This is a genomic window from Microcoleus sp. B5-D4 (assembly GCF_036705145.1).
Lineage (GTDB): Bacteria > Cyanobacteriota > Cyanobacteriia > Cyanobacteriales > Microcoleaceae > Microcoleus.
Window position 1 is genome coordinate 1 of record NZ_JAUBTV010000159.1, and the last position, 5650, is coordinate 5650.

Annotated in this window: 4 protein-coding genes; 2 read left to right on the top strand and 2 right to left on the bottom strand. The window is 46.4% G+C overall.

The features are described from left to right. Positions 1–110: 110 nt before the first annotated feature. Positions 111–1127 carry a sulfate/molybdate ABC transporter ATP-binding protein gene (locus QUB10_RS33565; protein ID WP_333057474.1) on the bottom strand — a complete coding sequence of 339 codons (1017 nt, stop codon included), beginning with the start codon at positions 1125–1127 and terminating at the stop codon, positions 111–113. A gap of 598 nt (positions 1128–1725) precedes the next feature. Here QUB10_RS33565 and argC point away from each other — a divergent pair. Continuing rightward, positions 1726–2784 (top strand): N-acetyl-gamma-glutamyl-phosphate reductase, encoded by a 1059-nt coding sequence (argC, locus tag QUB10_RS33570; protein ID WP_333207435.1) that lies wholly within the window; start codon positions 1726–1728, stop codon positions 2782–2784. 270 nt (positions 2785–3054) lie between these two features. On the opposite strand, the gene eno is transcribed toward argC, so the two are convergent. Continuing rightward, entirely contained in the window at positions 3055–4335 is a 1281-nt protein-coding gene (gene eno, locus QUB10_RS33575; RefSeq protein ID WP_445300799.1) for a phosphopyruvate hydratase, read from the bottom strand. Positions 4336–4635: 300 nt separating this feature from the next. Between eno and QUB10_RS33580 the strand changes: the two genes are divergently transcribed. After that, positions 4636–5541: a calcium-binding protein gene (locus tag QUB10_RS33580; RefSeq protein WP_333207436.1), complete on the top strand. Its 906-nt coding sequence runs from the start codon at positions 4636–4638 to the stop codon at positions 5539–5541. Positions 5542–5650: the final 109 nt, after the last annotated feature.

Here is a 5650-nt window from a genome sequence, read left to right on the forward strand (position 1 = left end):
AATAACTTCCACAAGTTTGTGGGATGGGCGACCCGCCCGTCCAAAAAAGACGGGCGGGACGTCCATCCCACAATAACAATTAAAATTGTAAGTTATTTAATTCGCGATCCTTAGATGGAATAAAAAAGTGGAAAGGACTTGGCATCTTTCGGCTTTACGAACACTCTTTGCTGGGGCTGCAAGTTCAAGCTATCGAATCTTTCTCTAGTCAAATTAGCGTTTACTACTTGACCATCATCTAAGGTTAATTCTACCTGTATTTCCCATCCCAAATGAATCAAGCGACTGATTCTTGCAGGCACTGTTGCACTATTTTCTGTAGTTTCAATTACTACGTCGTGAGGGCGCAAGAAAATCTCTGGGTTGGCTGAGTCAAAGCCGTTGTCTTGAAACATTCTGGAACTACTGGGCAATACATTGACTGGCCCGATAAAACTCATTACGAAGGCACTAGCGGGATGGTCGTAAATTTCTGCGGGTGTGCCGACTTGTTCGATTTTACCTTTATTCATTACTGTAATTCGATCGGCAACTTCCATCGCTTCTTCTTGATCGTGCGTCACAAAGACTGTGGTAACGTGAACTTCGTCGTGCAGTCGCCGCAACCAAGCACGCAAATCTTTGCGAACTTTGGCATCGAGAGCTCCAAAAGGTTCGTCTAGCAGTAACACTTTCGGTTCCACAGCCAGGGCTCTGGCGAGGGCCACCCGCTGCCGCTGGCCTCCTGAAAGTTGCGACGGGTATCTATCGCCCAATCCTGCCAATTGCACTAAATTCAACAATTCTTCTACCCGCGATTTGACTTTCGCGGGCGGTGTTTTCTGAATTTGCAGCCCGAAAGCGATGTTTTTTCGCACTGTCATGTGCTTGAATAGCGCGTAGTGCTGAAACACGAACCCAATTTTGCGGTCTTGGACGCTAGTATTGGTAGCATCTTGGCCTGTCAGCCAGATTTTGCCAGAGTCGGGCATTTCTAAACCCGCAATCAGTCGCAGCAGTGTAGACTTGCCGGAACCAGACGGGCCCAGCAATGCGACTAGGGAACCCGATTCAATTTCTAAGCTGACTCGATCGAGTGCTTGGAAACTGCCAAACTGTTTTGATACGTTTTCTACAACGATGCCCATAGGTAGGAAGGAAGAGGGAAGAGGGAAGAGGTTCGAGGCAGGATACAGGAAGCAAGAGGCAAGAGGCAAGAGGGAAAAATGTTAATCTCCGGTTTGTGGATGGGTTAATGTAAGTTTTTTTATAGCACGATCGCACATCAGTTTGTTAATTTTAGGGTTTTGGCGATCAGTCAGTCGATTTTAGATTTTAGATTTTAGATTTTAGATTTACTTGCAGCGCAGTGAATCTGGAAGATGGAACTTTGGTCTAAAATTTTGGGATCTCCAGGGCTTTGTATGGGTTTTGGGCGGGGTCAATCGATTTTAGATTTTAGATTTTAGATTTTAGATTAAATGATTGAAGCATTGACCCCACGGATAAATCCGGGGGCTTGTGTATTGGATACAGGTTTTTTATTTCTGGGTCCTGAGTCTGCGCGTTGGAATGAATCACGTGGCGGGTATCCTGGATGCTTTCGGTCAAACAGCGGAAAATTAACAAAAATGCACCTCCAAAACAAAACAACACAATTCTTTGCCACCAAAGTTGGCGTTTGGTACTACAATGCAGCAAAAGTTCAAGCGTTTTTGACTTCAACGGCTGAGGGGATAAAGGAAAATGGGAGATGTTGGACGTGTGCCTGTAGGAATTATCGGCGCTTCAGGGTACGGCGGCGTGCAACTTGTGCGACTGCTGGCGGACCACCCGGCGGCTGAAGTAGTTTATTTGGGCGGGGATAGCAGTGCAGGAAAACCTTATTCCAGCCTTTATCCGCACCTGACTAACTGCATTGATTTGACAGTCGAGGCGATCGACCTAGACAAAATAGCGGCAAAATGCGAAGTTGTGTTTCTGTCGCTGCCAAACGGTTTAGCTTGCAAAATGGCACCGACGCTGATAGAAAAAGGCTGCAAAGTCTTGGATTTGTCGGCTGACTACAGATTTGAAAATCTGGAAACTTACAAAGCTTGGTACGGGGGCGAGCGATCGGACTCTGCTTTAGCTGCAACGGCTGTTTACGGTTTGCCAGAATTGTACCGCGATCGAATTAAAGGCGCTCAGTTAGTAGGCTGTGCCGGCTGCTACGTCACTGCTAGTTTATTAGCCCTGGCACCTTTGCTCAAACAAGGTCTCATTGTGCCAGAAACAGCAATTATCGACGCCAAATCCGGTGCTTCGGGAGGGGGCCGCAAAGCCGAAGTTAATCTGTTGTTGGCTGAAGCAGAGGGTTCTCTAGGGGCTTACGGCGTTGGCCGCCACCGCCACACGCCAGAAATCGAGCAAATTTGCAGCGATTTAGCGGGACACGATATTAAAGTTCAGTTTACTCCTCACCTCATTCCGATGGTGCGCGGAATTCTGGCGACTGTGTACGCAACTTTGCGTGATCCGGGTTTGGTGCGGGAAGATTTAATCACAATTTTCAGCGCTTTTTACCGCAATTGTCCTTGGGTAAAAGTGTTACCGGCGGGAGTTTATCCACAAACAAAATGGGCTTGTGGCACAAATCTGTGTTACATCGGTGTGGAAGTCGATCCGCGTACTGACAGGGTGATTGTGCTATCGGCGATCGACAATTTAATTAAGGGACAAGCCGGTCAAGGCATCCAGTGCATGAACTTGATGATGGGTTGGGAAGAAACTTTGGGTTTGCCACAATTGGCTTTCTATCCTTAATTGGTAATTGGGCATTGGGCATTGGGCATTGGGCATGGGGCATTGGTGATGGGTGATGGGTGGGGGCGGGTTTACGAGATTGTTGGTTTTAGGCAATTATTTCTGGTAAAACCCGCCCCTACAGGATATAAATTGCCGATTCCCGATGCCCATCCGATTTTAGATTTCTGATTGTTAATTTTAGATTCAAGTTACTAATCAATTCTTCAATCTAAAATCTAAAATCTAAAATCTAAAATTGTCAGATGCCCAATTCCCAATTATCCAGTGTTATTTAGGCCCGTAACCGATCGATCCTGCATAAATTGCCCGATCGCCCAATTGGTCCTCAATCCGTAACAAACGGTTGTATTTAGCCACCCGTTCGCTGCGACACAAAGAACCAGTCTTGATTTGGCCGGCGCGAGTCGCTACCGCTAAATCGGCAATTGTGGTATCTTCAGTTTCACCGGAACGGTGGCTGATGACGGCTCGATAGCTGTTCCGTTTGCCGAGGTCGATCGTATCCAAAGTCTCAGTCAAAGAACCAATTTGATTCAGCTTAATCAAAATCGAATTGCTAGCTTTCAAATCAATTCCTTTTTGCAGCCGCGTGCGATTAGTAACAAACAAATCGTCACCAACCAATTGAACTTTGCTGCCCATTTTCTCAGTCAGTGCTACCCAACTGTGCCAATCGTCTTCATGCAAACCATCTTCAATAGAAACAATCGGATATTTTCCGGCCAAACCATCCAAATAATCGATTAATTCTGTCGGCGAATGAGCCACACCGTCGTAAGTGTACTGCCCATCTTTGTAAAATTCGCTAGCAGCAACATCCAAAGCCAAAGCAACTTGTTCACCCGGTTTATAGCCAGCTTTTTCAATAGCTGCAATCAACAAATCCAAAGCTGCTTGATTGGATTTAAGATTAGGCGCAAAACCACCTTCATCACCCACACCAGTCAGCAAACCCTCAGCTTTTAAGACTTTACTCAAGGATTCAAATACCTCTGCACCCCAGCGTAAAGCTTCTTTAAAAGAAGGCGCACCCACAGGGACAATCATAAATTCTTGAATGTCCACATTATTGTTAGCGTGAGAACCCCCGTTGATCACGTTCATCAGTGGTACGGGCAAAACGTTCGCCAAGGGCCCGCCCAAGTAGCGGTAAAGGGGGAGTCCTAAAGTCTCGGCGGCAGCCTTTGCTGTGGCTAAGGAGACTCCGAGAATGGCATTTGCGCCGAGGTTGGATTTGTTGGGGGAACCGTCCAAGTCAATCATGGTTTTGTCTACCAGTGCTTGGTCGATCGCATCTAGATTAGCCAAAGCGGGGGCAATTTTGTGTTCGACGTTAGCGACGGCTTTCAGGACGCCTTTACCGCCGTAACGGCTTTTGTCGTCGTCGCGGAGTTCGTGGGCTTCAAAAGAGCCTGTAGACGCACCGCTGGGGACTTGGGCGAGTCCGACAACACCGTTGGCTAGGTAAACTTCAGCTTCAATGGTGGGGCGGCCACGGGAGTCGAGGATTTCTCTGGCTTGAATAGATTCGATCGCAGTGTCTAGCATATTAATTATTCCGAACTTAACTCAAGGTTTCATGACAATTAGCATTCAGTTGGTTTTCCGCCACTGACTGCTAACGGGTAATAGAGTACGCGATCCCCAGAATTATTGGTACACAGTTCAAAATATTTGCGGATTTGGACGACCACATTAGTGTCAACAACTCTAGCTTATTGACACTAATTCCGGCAAATTTAACAATAATTTGATTGTTGTAACCCCAGATTCCCGCATATATCTTAATTGGAACCTTTGTTAAAATCAGAATGTCACCAAAGTCAATCAAAAAAGGAGAAACTTAGGATGTTAGAAACAAATCTCGGAGAAATTAGAGCATTAGCTGAAAATTCAGACCCAATTATTCCTGATCCCCCAAACATCAAATTACTCACAGGGCCATTGCCAAATCCAGCCAGCGACCCCAACTTTTTTGATTTAACTCCCAATGACGACGTAGTTCAATTAGCAAATGGAATTCTGCAGAATACTCCCGGAGGTTTGCGGGCCTTAGCTGGTAACGATTTTGTCAGAGGTTCAGGTGGTGCGGAACTGATGAACGGTAACAGCGGCACAGATACTTTAATCGGAGGTTGTGGCAGCGATACTATTCATGGCGGCCAAGATTTTGACATTCTTTATGGAGAATGTGGCAGCGATTTTGTCAGCGGAGATCAAGGTAATGACTACGTTTATGGAGGCACGGCCAATGACTTTATTCGCGGCGGTAAAGGGAGTGATGCTTTAGTAGGAGAAAGTGGAAACGATACTCTAATCGGTGATGCTGGAATTGATAGACTTTGGGGAAGTGAAGGCGCAGATTTGTTTTTCCTCCGCACAGAAGTGGGAGCAACTTCCGGGGAAATTGGTTCGCTTCAACCGCCGCCTAGTGGCAATTTTGATGTAGATGAAGTGCCTGCCGATTTTATTCTCGATTACAATCCGGCTGAAGGTGATGTAATTGGATTGGCGTCTGGATTGACGCGAGATGATATTGTTTTGAGCGAAAGGTTTTTAACAATTGGTGATGCCAGAGATTATGACAGCAGCGGGCCTTTTCCTCCGGGAATTCCTCGCACTGCTGATTTTAGAATTTTAAATACTAAGGCGACGGTGATTCGGGAAGCTAGCAGCGGCAATATCTTGGCTTTGGTGAAGGATGTTTCGCCGGATCAACTTCAGTTTATATCTATATCGGAGGCGACGCTCTAGGTTAATTCAAATCGGTACATATTGCTGCTAAGGAATGAGAATTAAATAACTTCCACTCTTGAAAGTGGGATGGGCGTCCCGCCCGTCCCAAAAAGACGGGCGGGACGCC

Excerpts from the sequence above, each read along its gene's own strand:
- QUB10_RS33565 (WP_333057474.1), bottom strand. The coding sequence starts at position 1,127 with ATGGGCATCGTTGTAGAAAACGTATCAAAACAGTTTGGCAGTTTCCAA.
- argC (WP_333207435.1), top strand. The coding sequence starts at position 1,726 with ATGGGAGATGTTGGACGTGTGCCTGTAGGAATTATCGGCGCTTCAGGG.
- eno (WP_445300799.1), bottom strand. The coding sequence starts at position 4,335 with ATGCTAGACACTGCGATCGAATCTATTCAAGCCAGAGAAATCCTCGAC.
- QUB10_RS33580 (WP_333207436.1), top strand. The coding sequence starts at position 4,636 with ATGTTAGAAACAAATCTCGGAGAAATTAGAGCATTAGCTGAAAATTCA.